Annotated in this window: 26 protein-coding genes and 3 pseudogenes; 11 read left to right on the top strand and 18 right to left on the bottom strand. The window is 56.5% G+C overall.

Annotated elements, in window-relative coordinates; genetic code table 11:
- Positions 1-23: 23 nt before the first annotated feature.
- Both HX807_RS00130 and deoR read right to left on the bottom strand, forming a co-directional pair.
- Positions 24-998 carry a substrate-binding domain-containing protein gene (locus HX807_RS00130; RefSeq protein ID WP_177049025.1) on the bottom strand — a complete coding sequence of 325 codons (975 nt, stop codon included), beginning with the start codon at positions 996-998 and terminating at the stop codon, positions 24-26.
- A gap of 171 nt (positions 999-1,169) precedes the next feature.
- Positions 1,170-1,928 carry a DNA-binding transcriptional repressor DeoR gene (gene deoR / locus HX807_RS00125; protein WP_008435058.1) on the bottom strand — a complete coding sequence of 253 codons (759 nt, stop codon included), beginning with the start codon at positions 1,926-1,928 and terminating at the stop codon, positions 1,170-1,172.
- Positions 1,929-2,071: 143 nt separating this feature from the next.
- Between deoR and deoC the strand changes: the two genes are divergently transcribed.
- Entirely contained in the window at positions 2,072-2,752 is a 681-nt protein-coding gene (gene deoC / locus HX807_RS00120) for a deoxyribose-phosphate aldolase (RefSeq protein WP_003207741.1), read from the top strand.
- Positions 2,753-2,890: 138 nt separating this feature from the next.
- On the opposite strand, the gene HX807_RS00115 is transcribed toward deoC, so the two are convergent.
- From HX807_RS00115 to arr, 5 genes are all read right to left on the bottom strand, one after another.
- The gene (locus HX807_RS00115) at positions 2,891-3,292 is read right to left on the bottom strand and encodes a TonB family protein (RefSeq protein WP_003207740.1); all 402 of its coding nucleotides are present in this window, start codon (positions 3,290-3,292) and stop codon (positions 2,891-2,893) included.
- Positions 3,293-3,424: 132 nt separating this feature from the next.
- Positions 3,425-3,847 carry a hypothetical protein gene (locus HX807_RS00110; RefSeq protein ID WP_003207738.1) on the bottom strand — a complete coding sequence of 141 codons (423 nt, stop codon included), beginning with the start codon at positions 3,845-3,847 and terminating at the stop codon, positions 3,425-3,427.
- A 104-nt stretch (positions 3,848-3,951) separates the two neighbouring features.
- Positions 3,952-4,320, bottom strand: coding sequence for a VOC family protein (locus HX807_RS00105; RefSeq protein ID WP_102370267.1), 369 nt, complete (start codon positions 4,318-4,320; stop codon positions 3,952-3,954).
- Positions 4,321-4,368: 48 nt separating this feature from the next.
- Positions 4,369-4,575 (bottom strand): DUF1737 domain-containing protein, encoded by a 207-nt coding sequence (locus tag HX807_RS00100; RefSeq protein ID WP_003207731.1) that lies wholly within the window; start codon positions 4,573-4,575, stop codon positions 4,369-4,371.
- Positions 4,576-4,646: 71 nt separating this feature from the next.
- The gene (gene arr / locus HX807_RS00095; protein WP_023658807.1) at positions 4,647-5,063 is read right to left on the bottom strand and encodes an NAD(+)--rifampin ADP-ribosyltransferase; all 417 of its coding nucleotides are present in this window, start codon (positions 5,061-5,063) and stop codon (positions 4,647-4,649) included.
- Positions 5,064-5,155: 92 nt separating this feature from the next.
- Here arr and HX807_RS00090 point away from each other — a divergent pair, with 92 nt between their 5' ends.
- Positions 5,156-5,614: a GNAT family N-acetyltransferase gene (locus HX807_RS00090; RefSeq protein ID WP_102606039.1), complete on the top strand. Its 459-nt coding sequence runs from the start codon at positions 5,156-5,158 to the stop codon at positions 5,612-5,614.
- A gap of 51 nt (positions 5,615-5,665) precedes the next feature.
- Here the strand turns inward: HX807_RS00090 and HX807_RS00085 are convergent, their stop codons facing one another.
- Both HX807_RS00085 and HX807_RS00080 read right to left on the bottom strand, forming a co-directional pair.
- On the bottom strand, positions 5,666-5,983 hold the full coding sequence (locus HX807_RS00085; protein WP_032899360.1) for a hypothetical protein: 318 nt from the start codon (positions 5,981-5,983) through the stop codon (positions 5,666-5,668).
- A 5-nt stretch (positions 5,984-5,988) separates the two neighbouring features.
- Entirely contained in the window at positions 5,989-6,150 is a 162-nt protein-coding gene (locus HX807_RS00080; protein ID WP_023658806.1) for a hypothetical protein, read from the bottom strand.
- Between the two features lie 354 nt (positions 6,151-6,504).
- Here HX807_RS00080 and xth point away from each other — a divergent pair, with 354 nt between their 5' ends.
- The gene (gene xth, locus HX807_RS00075) at positions 6,505-7,323 is read left to right on the top strand and encodes an exodeoxyribonuclease III (protein ID WP_102368989.1); all 819 of its coding nucleotides are present in this window, start codon (positions 6,505-6,507) and stop codon (positions 7,321-7,323) included.
- Positions 7,324-7,396: 73 nt separating this feature from the next.
- Here the strand turns inward: xth and HX807_RS00070 are convergent, their stop codons facing one another.
- Positions 7,397-8,425: an alpha/beta fold hydrolase gene (locus HX807_RS00070; protein ID WP_102606038.1), complete on the bottom strand. Its 1,029-nt coding sequence runs from the start codon at positions 8,423-8,425 to the stop codon at positions 7,397-7,399.
- A 219-nt stretch (positions 8,426-8,644) separates the two neighbouring features.
- On the opposite strand from HX807_RS00070, the gene HX807_RS31575 reads away from it, so the two are divergent.
- From HX807_RS31575 to HX807_RS00055, 4 genes and pseudogenes are all read left to right on the top strand, one after another.
- Complete coding sequence (locus HX807_RS31575; protein WP_023658805.1) at positions 8,645-8,779, top strand: hypothetical protein; 135 nt, start codon at positions 8,645-8,647, stop codon at positions 8,777-8,779.
- Between the two features lie 82 nt (positions 8,780-8,861).
- Entirely contained in the window at positions 8,862-9,689 is an 828-nt protein-coding gene (locus tag HX807_RS00065; RefSeq protein ID WP_087693924.1) for a hypothetical protein, read from the top strand.
- 219 nt (positions 9,690-9,908) lie between these two features.
- Positions 9,909-10,067 (top strand): annotated as a pseudogene (locus HX807_RS00060) (IS66 family transposase); the annotation flags it as partial.
- 60 nt (positions 10,068-10,127) lie between these two features.
- A protein-coding gene (locus HX807_RS00055) for an IS3 family transposase (RefSeq protein ID WP_143007115.1) occupies positions 10,128-11,278 on the top strand; the annotation gives its coding sequence in 2 pieces (ribosomal slippage) (positions 10,128-10,362 and positions 10,362-11,278; 1,152 coding nt in all).
- Here the strand turns inward: HX807_RS00055 and HX807_RS00050 are convergent.
- Positions 11,214-11,669, bottom strand: coding sequence for a hypothetical protein (locus tag HX807_RS00050; RefSeq protein WP_256349339.1), 456 nt, complete (start codon positions 11,667-11,669; stop codon positions 11,214-11,216). The two genes, HX807_RS00055 and HX807_RS00050, sit on opposite strands and share 65 nt — an antisense overlap.
- A 77-nt stretch (positions 11,670-11,746) precedes the next feature.
- Here HX807_RS00050 and HX807_RS31865 point away from each other — a divergent pair, with 77 nt between their 5' ends.
- Positions 11,747-11,953, top strand: a complete 207-nt coding sequence (locus tag HX807_RS31865) for a hypothetical protein (protein ID WP_368665997.1) — start codon at positions 11,747-11,749, stop codon at positions 11,951-11,953.
- Positions 11,954-12,100: 147 nt separating this feature from the next.
- On the opposite strand, the gene HX807_RS00045 is transcribed toward HX807_RS31865, so the two are convergent.
- The 6 genes and pseudogenes from HX807_RS00045 to HX807_RS00025 form a co-directional block, all read right to left on the bottom strand.
- Positions 12,101-12,421 carry a hypothetical protein gene (locus HX807_RS00045; RefSeq protein WP_177049024.1) on the bottom strand — a complete coding sequence of 107 codons (321 nt, stop codon included), beginning with the start codon at positions 12,419-12,421 and terminating at the stop codon, positions 12,101-12,103.
- A gap of 16 nt (positions 12,422-12,437) precedes the next feature.
- A complete protein-coding gene (locus HX807_RS00040) occupies positions 12,438-12,620 on the bottom strand; it encodes a hypothetical protein (protein WP_102606498.1) in 183 nt (60 codons plus the stop codon).
- Positions 12,607-12,738: pseudogene (locus tag HX807_RS31860) on the bottom strand (phage replication protein); the annotation flags it as partial. The pseudogene HX807_RS31860 and the gene HX807_RS00040, both read right to left, overlap by 14 nt.
- Before the next feature lie 232 nt (positions 12,739-12,970).
- Positions 12,971-13,150: pseudogene (locus tag HX807_RS31855) on the bottom strand (Rha family transcriptional regulator); the annotation flags it as partial.
- Between the two features lie 150 nt (positions 13,151-13,300).
- Complete coding sequence (locus tag HX807_RS00030) at positions 13,301-13,726, bottom strand: phage regulatory CII family protein (RefSeq protein WP_102606499.1); 426 nt, start codon at positions 13,724-13,726, stop codon at positions 13,301-13,303.
- 79 nt (positions 13,727-13,805) lie between these two features.
- Positions 13,806-14,009 (bottom strand): Cro/CI family transcriptional regulator, encoded by a 204-nt coding sequence (locus HX807_RS00025; RefSeq protein ID WP_102606500.1) that lies wholly within the window; start codon positions 14,007-14,009, stop codon positions 13,806-13,808.
- A 116-nt stretch (positions 14,010-14,125) separates the two neighbouring features.
- Between HX807_RS00025 and HX807_RS00020 the strand changes: the two genes are divergently transcribed.
- Positions 14,126-14,914, top strand: a complete 789-nt coding sequence (locus HX807_RS00020) for a S24 family peptidase (protein ID WP_102606501.1) — start codon at positions 14,126-14,128, stop codon at positions 14,912-14,914.
- 67 nt (positions 14,915-14,981) lie between these two features.
- The gene (locus HX807_RS00015; RefSeq protein WP_102606502.1) at positions 14,982-15,632 is read left to right on the top strand and encodes a DUF4760 domain-containing protein; all 651 of its coding nucleotides are present in this window, start codon (positions 14,982-14,984) and stop codon (positions 15,630-15,632) included.
- Between the two features lie 154 nt (positions 15,633-15,786).
- Here the strand turns inward: HX807_RS00015 and HX807_RS00010 are convergent, their stop codons facing one another.
- Positions 15,787-16,188 carry a hypothetical protein gene (locus HX807_RS00010; RefSeq protein WP_177049023.1) on the bottom strand — a complete coding sequence of 134 codons (402 nt, stop codon included), beginning with the start codon at positions 16,186-16,188 and terminating at the stop codon, positions 15,787-15,789.
- On the opposite strand from HX807_RS00010, the gene HX807_RS00005 reads away from it, so the two are divergent.
- On the top strand, positions 16,187-17,222 hold a 1,036-nt coding region (locus HX807_RS00005; RefSeq protein WP_218174023.1), incomplete at its 3' end, for a hypothetical protein. The two genes, HX807_RS00010 and HX807_RS00005, sit on opposite strands and share 2 nt — an antisense overlap.

The following is a 17,222-nucleotide window of genomic DNA, read 5'->3' as shown; positions in this document are numbered from 1 at the left end:
CATAGCGTGGCGGCGCAGATCCGTCAGAGCGCGCCGGGGCGGTATTCGCCGAAGGTAGAGTCATGCTTGACCTCGGCCACGTTGGCCTTGGTCACCACCTGGGTGCCGGCGTCGACAAAGTTCGGCACCGACTTGCCGGCCGCCAGGGCCCGCGCCGCCTCGATGGCGACCTCGCCCAGGTAGCGTGGGTCGTTGAGGGCGGTGGCCACGTATTGATCGCCGCTCTGGATGGCATTCAAGGCCTCGGACAAGCCGTCGATCCCGGCCACAAGGACGTCTTTCTTGCCACTTTCGGTGAGCACTTGCAGCGCGCCCATGGCCATGTCGTCGTTATGCGCGATCACCGCCTTGAGGTCCGGGTGCGCTTGCAGCAAATCCTGCATTGCCGTGACTGCGTTGGCGCGCATGTACTCGCTGTAGGGGCCGTCGATGATCTTGAAGTCGGAGCCGGCCAAAGCGGTGTGGAAGCCCTTGCGGCGTTCTTTCATTACCGTACCGCCGGCGTCGCCCTGGATCTCGATGATCTTGCCCTTGGTCACACCGCGCTGCTTGAGCGCTGCAAGCAGCGCCTTGCCGGACAGCTCGCCCATCTCGGCATTGTTACGGCCAATGGTGGTGGCGACCGGGGCATTGATTGCGCGGTCGACGGCAATCACCGGCACCTTGGCGCGTTTGGCGGCGTCGAGGGCCGCGCCCACGGCGTCGGGGTTCACGGCGTTGATGATGAGGATGTCGACCTTGCGGGTCAGCAGGTCCTGGATATCGTTGTTCTGCTTGCTGATATCGCCGTTGGCGTCGAGGAAGATCAGCTCGTCGCCGCCCTTGGCCGCTGCAGCCTTGGCGCCGTCGCGCAGTTGCACGTAGAAGGGAGATTGCAGGGTGACCTGGCTGAAACCGATCTTCAGATCCTTGGCCTGGGCGTTCAGCGCCAGCGCCGAGGCCGCGACAGCCAGTGCAAGGGCCAGCACATGAACAGGTTTACGGGCTATCTGGAGCATGGTGATTCCTATTTTTATTGTTGTCAGGATTCGGGCACGGCCTTCAGGGAGGCCGTGCTCACAAATGTGAACCGCGATCACATTTGAAAAACTATGCCTTGCTCCCGAGAGTGTCAAGGCCAATTTGTTAAATTCCGAACAAATGAAATAAAAATCACAATAATGTTTGAGTCAGATCAGCAGGATCGCCCCGCTGTCCCTGATCACCTGCTGCTGTGCCGCCTCGAGCCCGGGGTCGCTGATCACCCGCTGGAAGTCCGACAGCTCGGCAAAGTGTGCCGCACGTACTTCGTCGAACTTGCTGTGGTCGGCCACCAGCACGCAGGTCTGCGCCCGCGCCATGACCCGGCGCTTGACCTCCACTTCGTTGAGGTTGTAGCAGGTCACACCGTGGGCGGCGCTGACGCCGGCCGCGGAAATGAACGCCCACGCCACACGGATGCCATCCAGGATGCCCGCCTCGGCATGGCTCTCGAAGACCATGTTGCGCCGGTGAAAAGTGCCACCGCAGAGGATGATGGTGCAGTGGGGCTTTTGCTGGAGCTTGAGCAATACGTTGAGGGAATTGCACAGCGCGGTGAACTCCAGGTCATCCGGCAACGCCTCGATAATGAACGGCGTGGTGGTGCCGCAATCGATAAACACCGTGTCGCCGGGGCGCACCAGGCTGGCGGCCAGCACGCCGATCTGACGCTTCTCGGCGACGTGGCGCTGGTCCTGTTCGGCGACCTGGTAATCGGGCTCCGGCGGCCCGCTGCGGGTTACGTGCCCGCCCAACAGTCGCAGGCCCTGTGGGCTGTCTGCCAGGTCGCGGCGCAGGGTCATTTCCGATACACCCAGCAATGCGGCCATGTCACGCAAGTGAATTGCCGACTCGCCCTGCAAGGCCTTGTGCATGGCCCGAAATCTTTCGCTTTTCTTTGAATCCACTGCGTTCCAACCCTCGCTGAATGCGTGCCCTTGATCAGGACAGTCACAAATTCCATTTACAATGTTATTTATTTCACATTTAATGCATCCAACTTAACACAAACCGCCTTTTCCCAGCACCTCATCCTTACAGGACACTTGCCATGCCGACTGACCCGTTGCCGCTCGCGGCCTATATCGACCACACCCTGCTGGCCGCCGATGCTTCCCAGGCGAGCATTCGCCAACTGTGCGCCGAGGCCCGCGAGCATGGCTTCAAGTCCGTGTGCGTCAACAGCGCCAACGTGCCGCTGGCCGCCGAATGCCTGCGCGACGCCGCGCCATTGGTCTGTGCCGTCGTCGGCTTCCCCCTGGGTGCGGGCTTGAGTGCGGCCAAGGCTTATGAGGCAAAGCTTGCGATCGAGGCCGGTGCAGGCGAGATCGACATGGTGCTGAACATCGGCTGGCTGAAGGATGGCCTGCTGGACCAGGTACGCGACGATATTGCCCAGGTGCTGGCGGCCTGCGGCGCGGTGCCGCTGAAAGTCATCCTCGAGACCGGCCTGCTCGATGACCAGCAGAAAACCCATGCCTGCAGCCTGTGCCGCGAGCTGAACGTGGCGTTCGTCAAGACCTCCACCGGTTTCGGCCATGGCGGCGCGACATTGGCGGATGTGCGCCTGATGCGCGGCGTGGTGGGGGCGCAGATAGGCGTGAAGGCGTCGGGCGGCGTGCGCGACCTGGCGACGGCCCAGGCGATGATCGAAGCCGGTGCTACGCGCCTGGGCAGCAGCTCCGGGATCGCCATCGTCAGCGGCGCAAAGGCGGCCGCGGGCGCCTACTGAGTTGAGTGCAGCGCTGGCGCCCTTTCACAACCCTTTCACAGTCGGGCGCCTATGGTCATCTCAGCTCCTGGTGAAAACCTTTAAGCCCGCGCTCCCCATCGCGGGCTTTTCTTTGCCCGGAATTTATCCGCAGGTCATCTACAGCCGGCGTGGCGGTGAGCCGGCGCAGGCCACGCCCTCCAGGCAGAATACAAACGGGGCTACCACTTGAATTTCGCCTTTGAGCAGCATTGAGGGTGGAGGCGCAGGCACTGGCGACGCCGCCGGAACGAATCTCTCCACGGCGCTGACGAACAGATCCGAACCTGTATGGCTGATGACTTTGTGGCGTATCAGGTTGCCTTTGGCGTCGACCACGAATTCAACCCTGACCAGGCCGGTCAATCCTTGCAGGCGAGCTTCTTCGGGGTACGACTTGAAGTGATTGAGGTGAGTGAGCAACTGGTATTCCCATAAGCGTTGTTCTGCCAGTTGTTCCCGGGTGGGGCCGCTCGTGCAGGCACAAAGCAGTAAGACAAGTGCGATCCAGCTGTATTTCATAAACGCAGTTCCGTTGACGTTTGGTGTGCAAGGTGAGGCTAATCAAGGCTCGGTGCGTCAGCGTGTTATCCAGGTCGAACAGAATGGCCCGTGGGTACACGAATGCTTCTTGTGGAAAACCAAATCTGCCTCTCAGGCGGTGGTACTGACGATGGAACCGGTACCGCTTCCACCGTCGGAAGTCAGTGCCTGCAACAACGCCGAAGACGCAGACTGCAATGCAGCTGCCGTTGCGGCAATCTGCGCCTGGGCGGCAGCCACGGCGGCCGCTTTGGCGTCTGCGCTTTGATTGCTGGCCTGGGCCTTTTGCATGTTTTGCTGCTGCTCTTGAAGCTGCTTTTGCAACTCCGCAATCTGCTTTTTCAGCGCCTTGACGGTGTCGGACTCCTGCGACGTGGATGCCGCCTGGCCGCCACCTGCAGCGGGCGCACTTTTGGCACCCGTGTCCGGGTTGAGACTCAAGGTTCCAGAGTCTTCGGTCTTGGAGCTATCGCTGACGCTGGCCGGACTTGGGTTGGCGGGTACTGAAGCGAGACTGCTGACGTTAGTGATCATGTCAAATATCCAATTCCGGTATCGATGTTAATTGATCGGCGTTTTAGCCGATTACTTTAACCCGTTATCGACCCTACCGAACCTGGCGACAACAGCGGACCGATTCAGCGGCGAGGTCTCGAAAAGACGTTGACCAGGCTTCCATCCGGATCACGCAGCAATACCGAAGTGTTGCCCCATGGCATGACCGTCACCGGCATCACCACATCAGCCCGACCGATACGCAGCAGGACAGCCTCCACATCGTCCACTTGAAACTCCAGGATCGCCGAACGGTTGCTGGCGGCGACTGCCAGTCCATCGTTGTGAAGGCGGACCAGGCGCTCATCGGCTATGGCCAGGACGACGCCGTCGAGGTGAATTTCAGCGAACCCGTCAGCCAGGTGCCTTGGCTCGACAGTCGAGAGGTTGTGATAGAACTGAACGAGCCGTTCAAAGTGGTTGGTAACGAGACGAACAGACGAGAATTTCATCATTTGACCTGACAGGAGTGAGAGAACTCACCTTAATTCAAGCCCGCGTCAGTTCCTGACAGTAGCGTTGTTATCGGCGTTCCAAACGACAGCCTGTGCCACCACCACGTACTCGCCATTGAAGGTTGCCGCTGGCGAGCCGTAAAGCTGGTAACCCAGCGCAAGCGCTTCAGAGACCCGGTGACAGAAGGAGGCATCGTCCTTGCCTGTCAGGATCCGATAGGTAGGTAGGCCTTCAGGAGGGGAATTCTGCATGGGAGCACCTGCTGGAACAGTTAAGGAAAGCCACTTGGCGATCGGGTGACGCCGGCTTGTTCCCGATGATATCAGTCAATGATCACGTCGCGACCCTCGGCCTTCAAGCGCGCGAGATTGTCCTTCATCTGCTGCAACCGTTCAGGCGGATGCCCGTGCCATTTCGTGACCTCCGCCACGACGCGCAAAGGGTCAGTGGAGCGATAGGAAAGCGTGGGATTGCCGGGAAACTTCTTATCCGTCACGTTGGGGTCATCCATGATTGCCCCCGTTGGCTCCACAACATAAATCCGTTCCCGCCCACTGCCGAGCGCCAGCTCAGCCCCCCAGATGGCGGCATCCAGCGTGCCCGCAAAGTAAACCCAGGACAGTGCTTTACCTTCTGTAAAGTTGGACGGGTAGCCGACGCGGATCAGATCGCCGGGCTCCAGGTCGGCCCGGGTGCCGTGAAAGAACTGACGGATGAACATGCCAGCGGTATTTGACATGGGCTCGTTGCTCCGTGGATGAATGTTATGTTTGGATGCGAATGCCCCCATCGGCTGGGTTCCTCTATACCACCGCACCTCAGGAAACCGTTGTGACGAATCTGACCATAAGACGCGCCAGTATCGAAGACTTGCCTTTCATTGTTTTGCTGCTGGCAAATGACTCCCTGGGGGCTGTTCGAGAAGATAGCAGTCTTCCGCTTCAGAGTTCCTACACACGAGCGTTTGAGGCCATCGACGCAGACCCGAACCAGTTTCTTGCCGTCGCTGTGGCTGATGAAGAGGTGGTCGGTACTCTCCAACTTTCTTTCATTCCGAATATTTCTCATCGGGGCGCATGGCGAGCTCAAATCGAAGCCGTCCGCGTGCACGAGCGAATGCGTGGGAGCGGATTGGGCCGGCAATTCTTCGAATGGTCGTTTGAGCAAGCACGTCAGCGCCACTGCCAACTGATCCAGCTTACCTGTGATCGTACGCGGCCAGATGCTCATAGGTTTTATGAGTCCCTGGGGTTCTTGCCAACCCACACAGGCTTCAAGATGAAGCTGTGACCATTTGAGGCGAGCTGGCCCGGCGTTTGATTGCCGGGCCAGAGGGCGGAGTCAAAGCAATACAGTAGCAAGCATGCCCAAGGCGCCGAGGACAAACCCGATCAGTGCGCCACGCCCTGGTGCTTCATGGAACAGCGCCCAGACCACCACGGGCTCAAGCAGCAACAGGGAGGTGACTGAGACCACGGTGACGACCCAGATATCACCGACCGCCACGTAACCCAGCCAATACGCACCCAACAGGCAAAGCCCGGCAAAACACATCAGCACAACGGGAAGGACGAACGCCTCCCATGAACCATGCCCTGTCTGGGCAAGCCTGGCGGTTACCACCTCGCTGTAGATTGCACAAAACTCCCCCACCACCATCAACCCTAGAGCAGAAACTCCGAGTAGTTCTTTGGACATATCAAAAACTCCTTCGTATTCAACGCAATATTTTTCAGCTCCCAGCGAGCAATGCCGCTGCCCAGGAGCGTGATGCAGTGATACGAAGCAGCCTTGAACAGGCCTGAATTACCGAAGTGCTTTTCCATGCTCATGTCCTTCAAAGGGTGAGTCTCAGCGCCCGGAAAAGGGCGCTCGCTGCGATCATACGTTCCGACAGCCCGCCTGAACAACCTGCCCCCTCTCGGTCTGCCGCGAAGTGCTTCTGCAGGATCAGTGAGCGTTGAACCAGTCGGGGGCACAACCGGAAAATGACACCAATGGTCGTTTCAAAAACAGGTTCCGGTCGTAATGTCAGTGAGCAAAAGCAGGCTTGCTGTAGTCGAAAAGAGGCTTTGCGACTAAACCGGTATAGGGGACATCGCCAAATGAGCAAGGGTAGGCCCCCTACCCCCACGGTGGCCGAACACCCGGCGCACCCGGCACATTGAAGGACCGACGCCATGCAGAACCTCAAGATCGCGACATTCAATGTCAACGGCATAAAGACGCGACTGCCCAACCTTCTGCAGTGGCTGGAAAAGGAGCGCCCGGACATCGTCTGCCTGCAGGAACTGAAGGCGCAAGACAACGCGTTCCCCGCTGGAGAACTTGAGGCGGCGGGCTATGGCTCATTGCACCATGGCCAGGCATCCTGGAACGGAGTGGCAATCCTCGCGCGGGATTCCGAACCCCTTTTGATCCATAAGGGCCTGCCGGGAGCCAAGGACGACTCGCAGTCTCGATACCTCGAAGCGGCTGTCCATGGCGTGATTGTCGGATGCCTGTACCTGCCCAACGGAAACCCTCAACCCGGGCCAAAATTTGATTACAAGCTCGCGTGGTTCGAACACCTGATCTCCCACGCTGCAACACTGCAGGCCAGCGAACATCCCGTGGTCCTGGCCGGTGACTACAACGTGGTGCCCACCGACCTGGACATCTACAACACCCGCTCATGGCTCAAGGATGCCCTCCTCCAGCCAGAAAGCCGTGAGTGCTTTCAAAGGTTGCTTTCCCAGGGCTGGATCGACTCGCTGAGGCACCTGTACCCCGAAGAGCGGGTGTACACGTTTTGGGATTATTTCCGTCAGCATTGGCAGAAGAATTCCGGGCTGCGCATCGACCATCTGCTGCTCAACCCGGTACTCGCCCCGTACCTGAAAAACGTCGGCGTAGATGCATGGGTACGGGGTGAAGAGCATGCCAGTGATCATGCGCCGACGTGGATCGAGATCTCATCACGGCAAACCCGGTCAAGAAAGAAGCCAAAACGCAGTTGATCACAAGCCACGACGCTGACTACCGGCACACGTGCCGATCCCCGACTCACCCATCCCAAGGTGTGATCCGGGCTTACTGATTGGGCGCAAATTTCGCGAGCTTCAGCCAGCGACTTATGGCCTCAACGAGTTCGGCCTTGCACTCCACCGGCAGCCAATGCCCGCCAGGCAGGCTCGTCACTGTGAGGTCTGCGCAGGCCGCGCGCATTGGATCGCCCAACTGATTGCCGTTGATGGTATTCATCGGGTCGTAATCACCGTTCACAAACAGGACGGGCATGGACAGGCGGCCGCCATCGGGTGCGCGATGGGCGTATTCGATGTTGGCATCGTCGTTCAGATACCACGCGCAGGGCGTGCGGAAACCATGCTCCTCGAACGTGCGCACCAGTGCCGCGAAGTCCGTCTCGGGCCAGAGCGCCGGGTCTGGCGGCGTCGGGGGAGCCCGGTGCGCTTCGCCAAACCGCCCGCCTTTGCGGGTCACTTCGGCATTGGAGGCGACCCTGGCGATGCTTGCAGGGTCGCCTCTTCGATAAATCGACGCCAGCGATGCTGCTTTGTCCGCGTCAAGATCAGCCACGGCGGACGCAAAATGCGTGTTGTAGTAGCGGTAATAGTCCCATTGGCCGTCTGGATACTGGTCGGTCGGGTAAATCCCTCGGTCAACCAGCGGTATGAGCGTCGCCAGCGCGTTCGTGGAAGGAAAGTACGGAACCGAAACCAGCACAACGCCGCGGCTGCGCCAAGGTTCATGGGCGACCAGTTCACCGGCCACGACGCTGCCCCAATCGTGGCCCACCCAGATGGCGGGCGTTCCACCGAGATGGTCATGCAGCTCTGTCATGTCTGCCACGATGTTTTCAATCGTGTACGCATTGATCGCGGCCGGCGCCGAAGAGCCGCCATAGCCGCGCATATCGGGTGCGACACAGTGCCAGCCTTGGGCAGAGAACGCTTCCATCTGTGCACGCCAGATCAAACCGAGTTCGGGCCAACCATGCAGGAACATCATCAATGCCCCATCGGCAGGTCCCGACTCCAGATAATGCGTTGTGTGACGGGGCCTACTGAAGATGCGCGAAGTCAGCTTGAAAGTGGACATAGGATCTCCTCATGTCATACCGGCGCGATGTCTCACTGTAGGTCACCTCGGGTGAATGAGCACCACTGCCCGCATATTTTCAAGTCGCGCTTATCCTGGGATCGGGAGCAAAAGAACTGAAGCAACCACACGTCAATCAACGTTGTAGAAAATTTGAATTAGCCAGTTGCCCCGCCGGTCAAGAATTATGAACGCAGTAAATCTGACGAGGTAACAGCAATGACTATCCAGGCAGAGACACTCGTACAACTGACCGAAGCCCTGCAAGAGCGAGGCATGCATCTGGTTTCAGATGTTCACTTCACCCGCGCGCCCTATCGGCAGAATCACCTCTGGGTCTGCACCGTAGCGTAACGATCCCTTATGATGCTTGCCTGCCAGAAGGTCGCCAACCGCGACAGATGGATCAATGCGAACACTCTTATGGATAAGCCCGATGCGGATCAACGTTCTGACAATTTCCCTGGCCACCTTGATGATGACCGGGTGTGCCAACCATGGCGCCAAGCCTTCGACGCACGCGCTGGCGACTCAAGATAACGTAGTTGGCATCTGGGCCATGGTTCCTCTGCGCAACGGAATTGCCAACGTGGTCGAATACAGCGCTGATGCCAAAGCCACCTTGCATCCATTCAACTGCGCTGAACCCGGGAAGCACCAGGAAAAAGAAGTGAGCGACTTCAAGGTGTCCGACGATGGAAAGGTCATCCATCTCAAATCACCTTCAGACAACTTCGACCTGAAGGTCCTGGCATTCGACCCGCAGACCATGACGCTGAGCATGGATGTTTCGGATACGAGCCTGACCTTCAACTACGTAAAAGTCAGTAACGTCGCACCGCTGTGTGCCCTTTATCCAAACGCCGCCGCTGAAGCTGCGCGCAAAACCCCTTTCAAGGCCAGTGATTTTGTAGCGGATCCCGGGATACCTGCCCACTCCGGTATGGAGCGATATATTGGCAAGTGGGCAAATGACAAAGGCGAGCTGGAGGTAGAAGTCATCATGGGTCCCAACGGCAGTGCCTACCTCTACATGGCTTCCAGCAAAAACTGGCACTTCCTGTACAACGAGGTGCATTGGGTAGGCGACGAACTGCATTTTGAAAGCTATGCCTATTCAGACCTTCCCTCTCTTTACAGCCACCCTTTCCATAAATCCAAGACCCACAGCATTCTTCAGCCGAGCGGCGACGGAGGATTACGTTATTCGATCTTTATCGATAAGCGCCGGTACGAATTTCTATTGAGCCGGGCGAAGAACTGAGGTTGAGGTAGCGCAGTACTGTTGCGATGACCGGGCGGTGCATCTGCAACAGAGAAAATCAGCGGCGATTCAGTGCGCATGAGGTCAACTTCAGGCCTTGGTGCTCGGTCTACCTTGGCAACGCGTTGGAGCTGGCGGTGCAATCAGACTGCTTTAAGAAGCTGTAATTAGCGCCTTGGCCTACTGCCGCAAACGAGCTGCTTTGGTAAAATCCACGGCATGACTTCCTCGCCCAATCTCGATCAAATGACCCCCGACCAACTGCGTGCATTCGCTGCGCAGTTGCTGTCGCAAGTGGAGACCATGGGTCAGACGAGCAAGACGGTCGAAACGATGGGCAGGAAGATTAACCGCGATCAAATGGTAATCGAGAAGCTGAATCGCCCCGGGTTTCGTAGACACCTCCAAGCCTTAAAATGAGGCCCATTAGGAGGTGCCATGAGCAACCAGCGTTATCCCGAAGAATTCAAAATCCAGGCGGTCAAGCAAGTGACCGAAAAGCAGCTTCCTGTCTCGGAGGTGGCTGCACGATTGGGTGTGTCCGTGCACAGCCTCTATGCCTGGGTTAAGCGCTACACCAAGCCCCAGGAACAGCGCGTTGAAGAGGATGATCAGAGCGCAGAGGTTCGTCGTCTACGTGCCGAGCTGAAACGGGTCACGGAGGAGCGAGACATCTTAAAAAAGGCCGCCGCGTACTTTGCCAAGGAGTGCGGCTGAAGTACGCCTTTATTAAGCAGCAAGCGGATCACTACGCGATTCGACGGCTTTGCCTGACGCTCAAGGTTCATCCCAGCGGCTACTACGCGTGGCTATCAGAACCAAAATCTGCGCGAGCCAAGGACGATCAGCGACTGCTTGGGTTGATCAAACACTCCTGGCTGGAAAGCGGTGGTGTTTATGGCTATCGCAAGATCCATGATGACCTGCGAGAGGTTGGAGAGAGCTGTGGCCGTCACCGGGTGGCTAGGTTGATGCGCATTGAAGGTTTACGTTCTCAGACTGGGTATCGACGGAGGCCGGGAAAATATGGCGGTAAACCAGCCGTTGCCTCACCGAACTTACTGAAGCGCCAATTCGATGTCAGAGAACCCAACAAAGTCTGGGTCACAGACATTACCTACATCCGAACATATGAAGGCTGGTTGTATTTGGCCGTGGTGCTCGATCTGTTTTCACGCCAGATCATTGGTTGGTCAATGAAGTCGCAGATGACCAGCGACGTAGCCATTGATGCACTGCTGATGGCGGTTTGGAGACGCAAGCCGAAGCAAGAGGTGATGATCCACTCGGATCAAGGAAGTCAGTACAGCAGCTCAGACTGGCGAAGCTTCTTGAAAGCTAACAACCTGGTAGCCAGCATGAGTCGTCGAGGTAACTGCCACGACAACGCTGTGGCGGAGAGCTTTTTCCAGTTGCTAAAGCGGGAACGGATCAAGCGTAAAATCTACACTACACGCCAGGATGCTCGGGATGATGTGTTCGATTATATCGAGATGTTTTACAACCCAAAACGACGCCACAGTTTCAACAATCAGCTGTCACCGGTAGAGTTTGAAAAGCGTTACGCAGCGAGCCTGGAGAGTGTCTAGAAAACCCGGGGCGATTCAATGTGTACATGGCGCCTGTCAGCGGATCTACGATCAGCATACCGATCAAACCGCCAATCAGCAGGTTCCCCCAATACCAGCCGCTCACTGTAGATTTCAGGGGAACTGTCGTCTCGGTGTAACCGTCCTTTTGGAAGGTGACTGTATAGCTTTGGCTTTGAAAGTAGCCTCGGCTCGTCTCCAAAAGTGCCGTGCCGGGCGTAACCCCCTTCAGTAGCACGCTGCCCTTGCTGTCTTTGATTACATAGTTGGCATTTGTAGGCAGGCTGTACAGCCCAACCTTTGGCTTGCTATCGCTCACGATACTCGCGCAGCCGCCCAGGAACGTCATTGCTGCAAGTAGTGTGGCGCCCGCCACCTTCCCCATCTTCATACCATCACTCCGTTGCGCCTTCATTGGCATAGCTGATGCTCAGCCGGGCGCGATTGTATCGGAATGATGGCAATTAGATATCAATTCGGTGCCCGGCCTCGGATGAACTGGCGGCCCAGGTCGCCCAGTTCCTGGCCAGCGGCGGCCAGATCGAAGAAGCGGCGCCGATCGGTTACAAGCCCAGGCCAATCGCCTACAGCTACCAAGCGCTTGGGCGTCGCTATCCACATCGTCGAGCCGTTCGACGGCGACACCGGGCCATACACCTACATGCCTACCGGTGAGCGGCGAACGCCGATGCCCAACTCAGACCTGCTCCCTTCCCTGCTCTCCAAGCTCTACGAAAACCAGCTGGCCCTCGAAGCCTCCATCATGGAGCTATCTAACTGGGTCAGAGAGCATGGCCTGGCAGTTGACGCTGATCTTGTCAGTCATGACCGCCCCCCCATGCCCATGGCAGCGTCGAGCAGCGAGTCAAGGTCTTCGCCAGTCATCCCTGTCGCGTGCGGGCCGATCCATTCCACGACCTCGATGTAGCCGCTACGAGCCTCGCGCAACCACTGATACCGAGCGGCACTCTTGCGCAGCACCGCCAGTTCTTCGGCGAAGCCAAGCCCCTTCAGGCGGTCAAGCTCATCCTGGATGCCCTTCAGCGACAATTTATGCACGTTGCGCTCGGCCTCGATGCTGAGGCGCCAGGATTGAATATCGGACCGCAGCGCCTCGTTCTCCGCCAGCAGCTCCAGCGCCACCTCCCCCAAGGTCTTCTCACCCAGGAAAGCGGCAGGCCTTGAGCGCTGCTTTGACAACGGGCACCGGGTAGGCGCAAAGGTCTTCGGCCATCATCGCGGCGGTGCCGGGGTTCATTTCCTGGCCCATGGCCTCGGCTGTGGCGCAGATGGCGGCGGCCAGACCAGCGACCTGCTGGTCGTTCATTTCAGAGGTATTCATTGCGGTCACCTGCTTGCCGTTTGGCCAAAACCATCTGGGCGGCCTGCTCCGCTGCGGAGTGGTTCGCTTCTGTCCGTTCCATCTGGCGGGCGGTTGTGCCATTGACTCGCTGCCCGGTCCTTGAACAGGTTCTCCAGGGAGTGGATCTTGGTGGCCTGGGCCTGAACCTCCACGGAGAGTTGTAGGCGAGCCTGCTCAGCCGCTTGTTTCTGCTCCACCTCATCAGCCCAGGCGCGCGCGGCTGCTGCCGGATTGGAGAAGTCAGGTAGCGTTGCAATGACGCGACTACCTTCAAGCTCACGCCAGCGCTTTATCACCACCATACGCATTGCTGCGCTGTAGCCGGTCAGGAGGCAGTCAGTGTGTTCCCGGTCTAGCAGATATTCGGTTTGCTGCCGGTTCATACTGTCCAAATAGATACCCTGAAAAGTCAGGACATCTTCTTTGAGGTCAGCAAGCATGTTGCGAATATCTGCCTTGACGTTGTCGTGCCGCTTGCCGGTCAGATCGGCGATTTCACGCAAAGACATCGTGCGCGCCACGTTTTCAGATTGCGAAAAACGTGGCGCGAGATTGTTGGGGCTATTGATCGACTCGGTGTGTTGGTGCATGATTCGCTCCAGTTGTTTACCGCTGTAGAAAAAGCCGACCTCGTACGTCGGCTTTTTTGTATCTGTAATTCAGGCCGCCTTCACCGACTGCTTGAAAACTTCCAGGCTGACGATCACCTCCTCAGCCTCTTTGAGCAGTTCGGATTTCTCGCGAGTGCAAACGCAGCCATCGGCTTGGGCGTCGAAGGCAAGGCGGGTCACGTCAGCTAGATCGGCGTGCAGGCGCAGCAGCGCAGTGTTGAGGTTGATGCCCTCGGGCTTTTCCTTTGGCACTAGGTCGAAACCGAAAGCCTCGGCCCACGCTTTCAGCGGGCGGAAGTCCCGCGTGAACTTCATAATCCTGTGCAGCTCCTGGACGTTCAGCTTGTGGCTGTCGTAGTCCGGGTTCGCCTTCTGGGAAAGCAGCGTCTTCGAGGAGAAGCTGGCGCCCTCTGCAATGCGCCCTGCCCCATGCTCATCCACGACGTCATAGATCGCCTTCATCAATTCCTGCATGTAACACCTCGAAATTCTTTACGTGGCGCCCTGCAGGTGCAGAGGCGATCATTTGTTCAGGCAGTCAGCAATAAAAGCCTCAGGCTGCTGTGCGCTTCGGGCGTGCTGGGATCGGACGAATCTCATTAGCCTCGATACGCCCGTCGTCATGAAGGGTGATCTCGATGCTTCTGCCGGCTCGAACCATTTGCGAGATCGCGCTCTGGTTCACGCCGAGAGCAGCAGCAAGCGCGGCTTGAGTGCCGTTCTCTTCTAGGTATTTGCTCAAGGGGATCTTTTTCATGGAGTTTCCACGGTTTTATATCTGCCATGCATAGTAGTAGCGCTGATTTTTATCAGCAACTTAATAATAGCAGCGCTATTTGCAAAGATATCAGCTCTGCTAATACTCTTGCTCGTATGAAAATACGCCGCCCCCTTACCACCGAAGAAGTCGCCGAAAGCGCTAGGCTCAAGGCCATCTATGAACAGCGGAAAGCAGCCGCCAAAGCTGCCGGGCGCAGCCTGACTCAGGCGGACGTTGCCGAAGCGTGCGGATGGTCTGGACAAAGTGCATTCAGCCAATACGCCACGGGGAAGGTGCCGTTAAATGTGGAGGCACTGCTAAAGCTCGCCAAGGCGCTCAACTTCGATGCAGGCGAAGTCAGCTCTCGACTGTTATCCACTGTTGCCAGCGTGCATCCGGAGCGCATCCAGCAAAGCGCAAAATTAGGAAGTATCGAGACTTGGGACGATGAAACCCCGCTCGATGATGATGAGGTATACGTTCCTTTCCTTCATGAAGTCGAATTGGCGGCCGGATCTGGCAGATTTGCTATTGAGGAAAGCGCTAATTCACGTCTGCGCTTCAACAAGAAGGACCTGCGCCAAAATGGCGTTCAGTTCAGCAACGCAAAATGCGTGAAGGTCGGCGGCAACAGCATGGTGCCCGTGCTACGCGACGGCGCAACCGTAGGAGTGAACGTAGGGAAAAACTCTCTCAGCGATATAGTCGATGGAGAGATGTACGCCATCAACCATAACGGTCAGCTTCGCGTGAAGCAGGTCTACCGCATCCCCATAGGGATTCGACTGCGCAGCTTCAATCGTGATGAGCATCCAGACGAGGATTACACCTTCCAGCAGATTCAAGAGCAGCAGGTATCGATTCTGGGTCATGTATTTTGGTGGGCGATGTACTCGCGCTGAATTAAGTCGAGATGTCAAATTATCCGTTTAGACAAGCTATAAAAATCTCAAGGAAGCATGCTTAATTATGGACTTTATTACCGAGTACAGACCCTATGCAGAGTTCGCTTATTTTGTTTCTTGGCCCCTAATCCTGCTGGGCGCGGGCGTCGCAATTTACCAACTGAAAGCATTCAAAGAAGAAGCAAAAATTCGATTCAAGCGCGAAACAATTGCGTTAAGTATTTCCATATTAGACCGAAAGCTTCGGAGCATTGAAGCGTTAACGAACCAAGCTTTCCAAGATAGCTCATACAAAGAGAGCCCTGATTTTACTGGCAAAATAGTCGGCCTCTCACGCGCAGGCTCAACATTTAACCAAGATTGGCTTGACTGGTATCAAAGCGACGAAGCTATTCCATTCTACAATTGCCTAGTACTCGTACTGAATGATATTGAAAACTTCGCTCACTATATATACTCCGGAATTACTGACGAAGAACTTTGCTATAAACTCGAGCATTATTTTATCTTATCTAACATAGAATATCTTCGACCCTACATTGCGCATGCAAGAGAGGACGAGGACCATGTGGTATATGAAGGGCTCGCGAAGCTTTATCGAGACTGGTCTGACAAAGCATCTCACGATAAAACGCAAAAAGAGCTTAAAAAAATTAGCACCCAATTGAGCAGTCAGAAGCGGCCAATTTCCTTAAAGAGCCTTGGATTAAAATGAGTTATGACCAATGAATAGAAAAGCTCCTGCTATTTACTGGCGATTGCAGGACCCCAAGCCGCAACTGTAGGGCGACTAACTACATTGAAATGAGGCTATCAACCGCTACGCACCGTGCGCACCGTGCGCACCGCTTCCCTCTTGCAATTCAAACCTAGTACCGGCCGCTCCAGACCCGCTCCGTGCGGTTTTTTTTACGTCCGCTGAAATTATTATTAGCAGTGCTATTTACATTCAAAATTAGCACTGCTACTTTTACTCGCAAGCCAGCATACTTTGGCCCAGCAGCGAAAGCTGCGCCGATCTTTAGCGACACCCCTTGCCGGATCACCACCGGCCCAGATTCAAAGGCAGCGATGAACCGGCCTAAACGGTTCAGAGGGTTGGCAACTGACCCGGGCGTGCAGCGTAAAGCGCCAAATCTAGTTTTCCGGCGGACAGGGTCGCGGTCGGAGAGCGGATTCGGGCCTTCCTGGAGCTGGGCATCACCCGACGCCAGTGCTGCGGCAGGCTGGCGATCGGCAACAAGGCCTTCGAACGGATCATCGCCGCCCATGGAATCGATTACCCAAAACGATCGTAGAAATATGCCGGAAACGCTAGATTTCGAACATCGCAAACAAGCAAAACCCCATAAGCAAGGAGCAAAGGAAATGCTAGAAAACATTAACGCAGCCGGTATCACCAGTCAGGTCGTCGACAATATCTCAGCACTTAAGGCACTCGTTACAACGGCGAGTGATGCGGTTTATGTGCTTGGATATTACGTGCCTGGAGATGGAGGTGGAGGTGTCTATCGCAGGGATCCCGAGGATGTCACTACACCGGACAATAAAGGAAGCGTGATCGTTGGTGACAACGGCACTTACCGTTGGAAGCTTTGCCAAACTACGCCTTTTACCCTTAAACAGTTCGGCTGCAAGGGCGATGGAATCACTGACGATACCCCCGGGTACCTGGCTTGCTTCAGCACTGGACTACCTGTGCATATTCCGTCTGGCCGATACAAGGTAGCGCCGATTGGACCGGCAGCTGTCTACCCGGAAGGGCGGGAGCCGAATCGGACCTCCGCCGTGACACTAAGCACCGGTCAGAACGTTACAGGAGAAGGTGCGGGCTCGGAATTAATCTGGGGCAACACTACCAAGCAGGCCTTTTTCAGAGTAGTTAACGCCAAGAATATTGTGATCTCAGGCATCAAATTCACGGGCGGCTACTCTGCGATTATCATCGATCCAATTTCTGATGGGTCGGTTGACGATGTTGGGCTTAAAAACTGCACCCTAGATGGGCAGTTGATCGGTTTGCTCGGCGGTCGACAGTACGCATTGGACCCCACTGGATCCAAGTACTGCTCAAACATCTGGATAGAAGCCTGTGACCTTCGAAATATTGTCGTTCACGGCATGGTCGCTACCAACTGTTATCGCCCAAGAGCCACGAGTAATAACTTTGAGTCCTTCACTGGCGGCTTTTGCATAGACTTCTCTCAGGGGACTCGCGGGGGAACTATCAGCAACAACACTGGTAACAATGTTCTGCACTTCTGCAAAGTAGAGTCGTCAAACATAGGCTTGAACGGGCAACCAC

This window comes from Pseudomonas sp. D8002 (assembly GCF_013385695.1).
Classification (GTDB): Bacteria; Pseudomonadota; Gammaproteobacteria; order Pseudomonadales; family Pseudomonadaceae; genus Aquipseudomonas.
The sequence above is the reverse complement of the archived record's forward strand: the minus strand, read 5'-3'. Positions and strand labels throughout refer to the sequence as shown.

What these genes read in the sequence shown, in the direction of transcription:
- deoC (WP_003207741.1), top strand. Translation starts at nt 2,072, where the DNA reads ATGCCGACTGACCCGTTGCCGCTCGCGGCCTATATCGACCACACCCTG.
- HX807_RS00010 (WP_177049023.1), bottom strand. Translation starts at nt 16,188, where the DNA reads ATGGGCGGCGATGATCCGTTCGAAGGCCTTGTTGCCGATCGCCAGCCT.
- HX807_RS00020 (WP_102606501.1), top strand. Translation starts at nt 14,126, where the DNA reads ATGAAAATACGCCGCCCCCTTACCACCGAAGAAGTCGCCGAAAGCGCT.
- HX807_RS00015 (WP_102606502.1), top strand. Translation starts at nt 14,982, where the DNA reads ATGGACTTTATTACCGAGTACAGACCCTATGCAGAGTTCGCTTATTTT.
- HX807_RS00070 (WP_102606038.1), bottom strand. Translation starts at nt 8,425, where the DNA reads ATGTCCACTTTCAAGCTGACTTCGCGCATCTTCAGTAGGCCCCGTCAC.
- HX807_RS00085 (WP_032899360.1), bottom strand. Translation starts at nt 5,983, where the DNA reads ATGGTGGTGGGGGAGTTTTGTGCAATCTACAGCGAGGTGGTAACCGCC.
- HX807_RS00025 (WP_102606500.1), bottom strand. Translation starts at nt 14,009, where the DNA reads ATGAAAAAGATCCCCTTGAGCAAATACCTAGAAGAGAACGGCACTCAA.
- HX807_RS00080 (WP_023658806.1), bottom strand. Translation starts at nt 6,150, where the DNA reads ATGGAAAAGCACTTCGGTAATTCAGGCCTGTTCAAGGCTGCTTCGTAT.
- HX807_RS00030 (WP_102606499.1), bottom strand. Translation starts at nt 13,726, where the DNA reads ATGCAGGAATTGATGAAGGCGATCTATGACGTCGTGGATGAGCATGGG.
- HX807_RS00100 (WP_003207731.1), bottom strand. Translation starts at nt 4,575, where the DNA reads ATGCAGAATTCCCCTCCTGAAGGCCTACCTACCTATCGGATCCTGACA.
- HX807_RS00130 (WP_177049025.1), bottom strand. Translation starts at nt 998, where the DNA reads ATGCTCCAGATAGCCCGTAAACCTGTTCATGTGCTGGCCCTTGCACTG.
- HX807_RS00105 (WP_102370267.1), bottom strand. Translation starts at nt 4,320, where the DNA reads ATGAAATTCTCGTCTGTTCGTCTCGTTACCAACCACTTTGAACGGCTC.
- arr (WP_023658807.1), bottom strand. Translation starts at nt 5,063, where the DNA reads ATGTCAAATACCGCTGGCATGTTCATCCGTCAGTTCTTTCACGGCACC.
- xth (WP_102368989.1), top strand. Translation starts at nt 6,505, where the DNA reads ATGCAGAACCTCAAGATCGCGACATTCAATGTCAACGGCATAAAGACG.
- HX807_RS00065 (WP_087693924.1), top strand. Translation starts at nt 8,862, where the DNA reads ATGCGGATCAACGTTCTGACAATTTCCCTGGCCACCTTGATGATGACC.
- HX807_RS31575 (WP_023658805.1), top strand. Translation starts at nt 8,645, where the DNA reads ATGACTATCCAGGCAGAGACACTCGTACAACTGACCGAAGCCCTGCAA.
- HX807_RS00050 (WP_256349339.1), bottom strand. Translation starts at nt 11,669, where the DNA reads ATGAAGATGGGGAAGGTGGCGGGCGCCACACTACTTGCAGCAATGACG.
- HX807_RS00110 (WP_003207738.1), bottom strand. Translation starts at nt 3,847, where the DNA reads ATGATCACTAACGTCAGCAGTCTCGCTTCAGTACCCGCCAACCCAAGT.
- HX807_RS00115 (WP_003207740.1), bottom strand. Translation starts at nt 3,292, where the DNA reads ATGAAATACAGCTGGATCGCACTTGTCTTACTGCTTTGTGCCTGCACG.
- HX807_RS00040 (WP_102606498.1), bottom strand. Translation starts at nt 12,620, where the DNA reads ATGAATACCTCTGAAATGAACGACCAGCAGGTCGCTGGTCTGGCCGCC.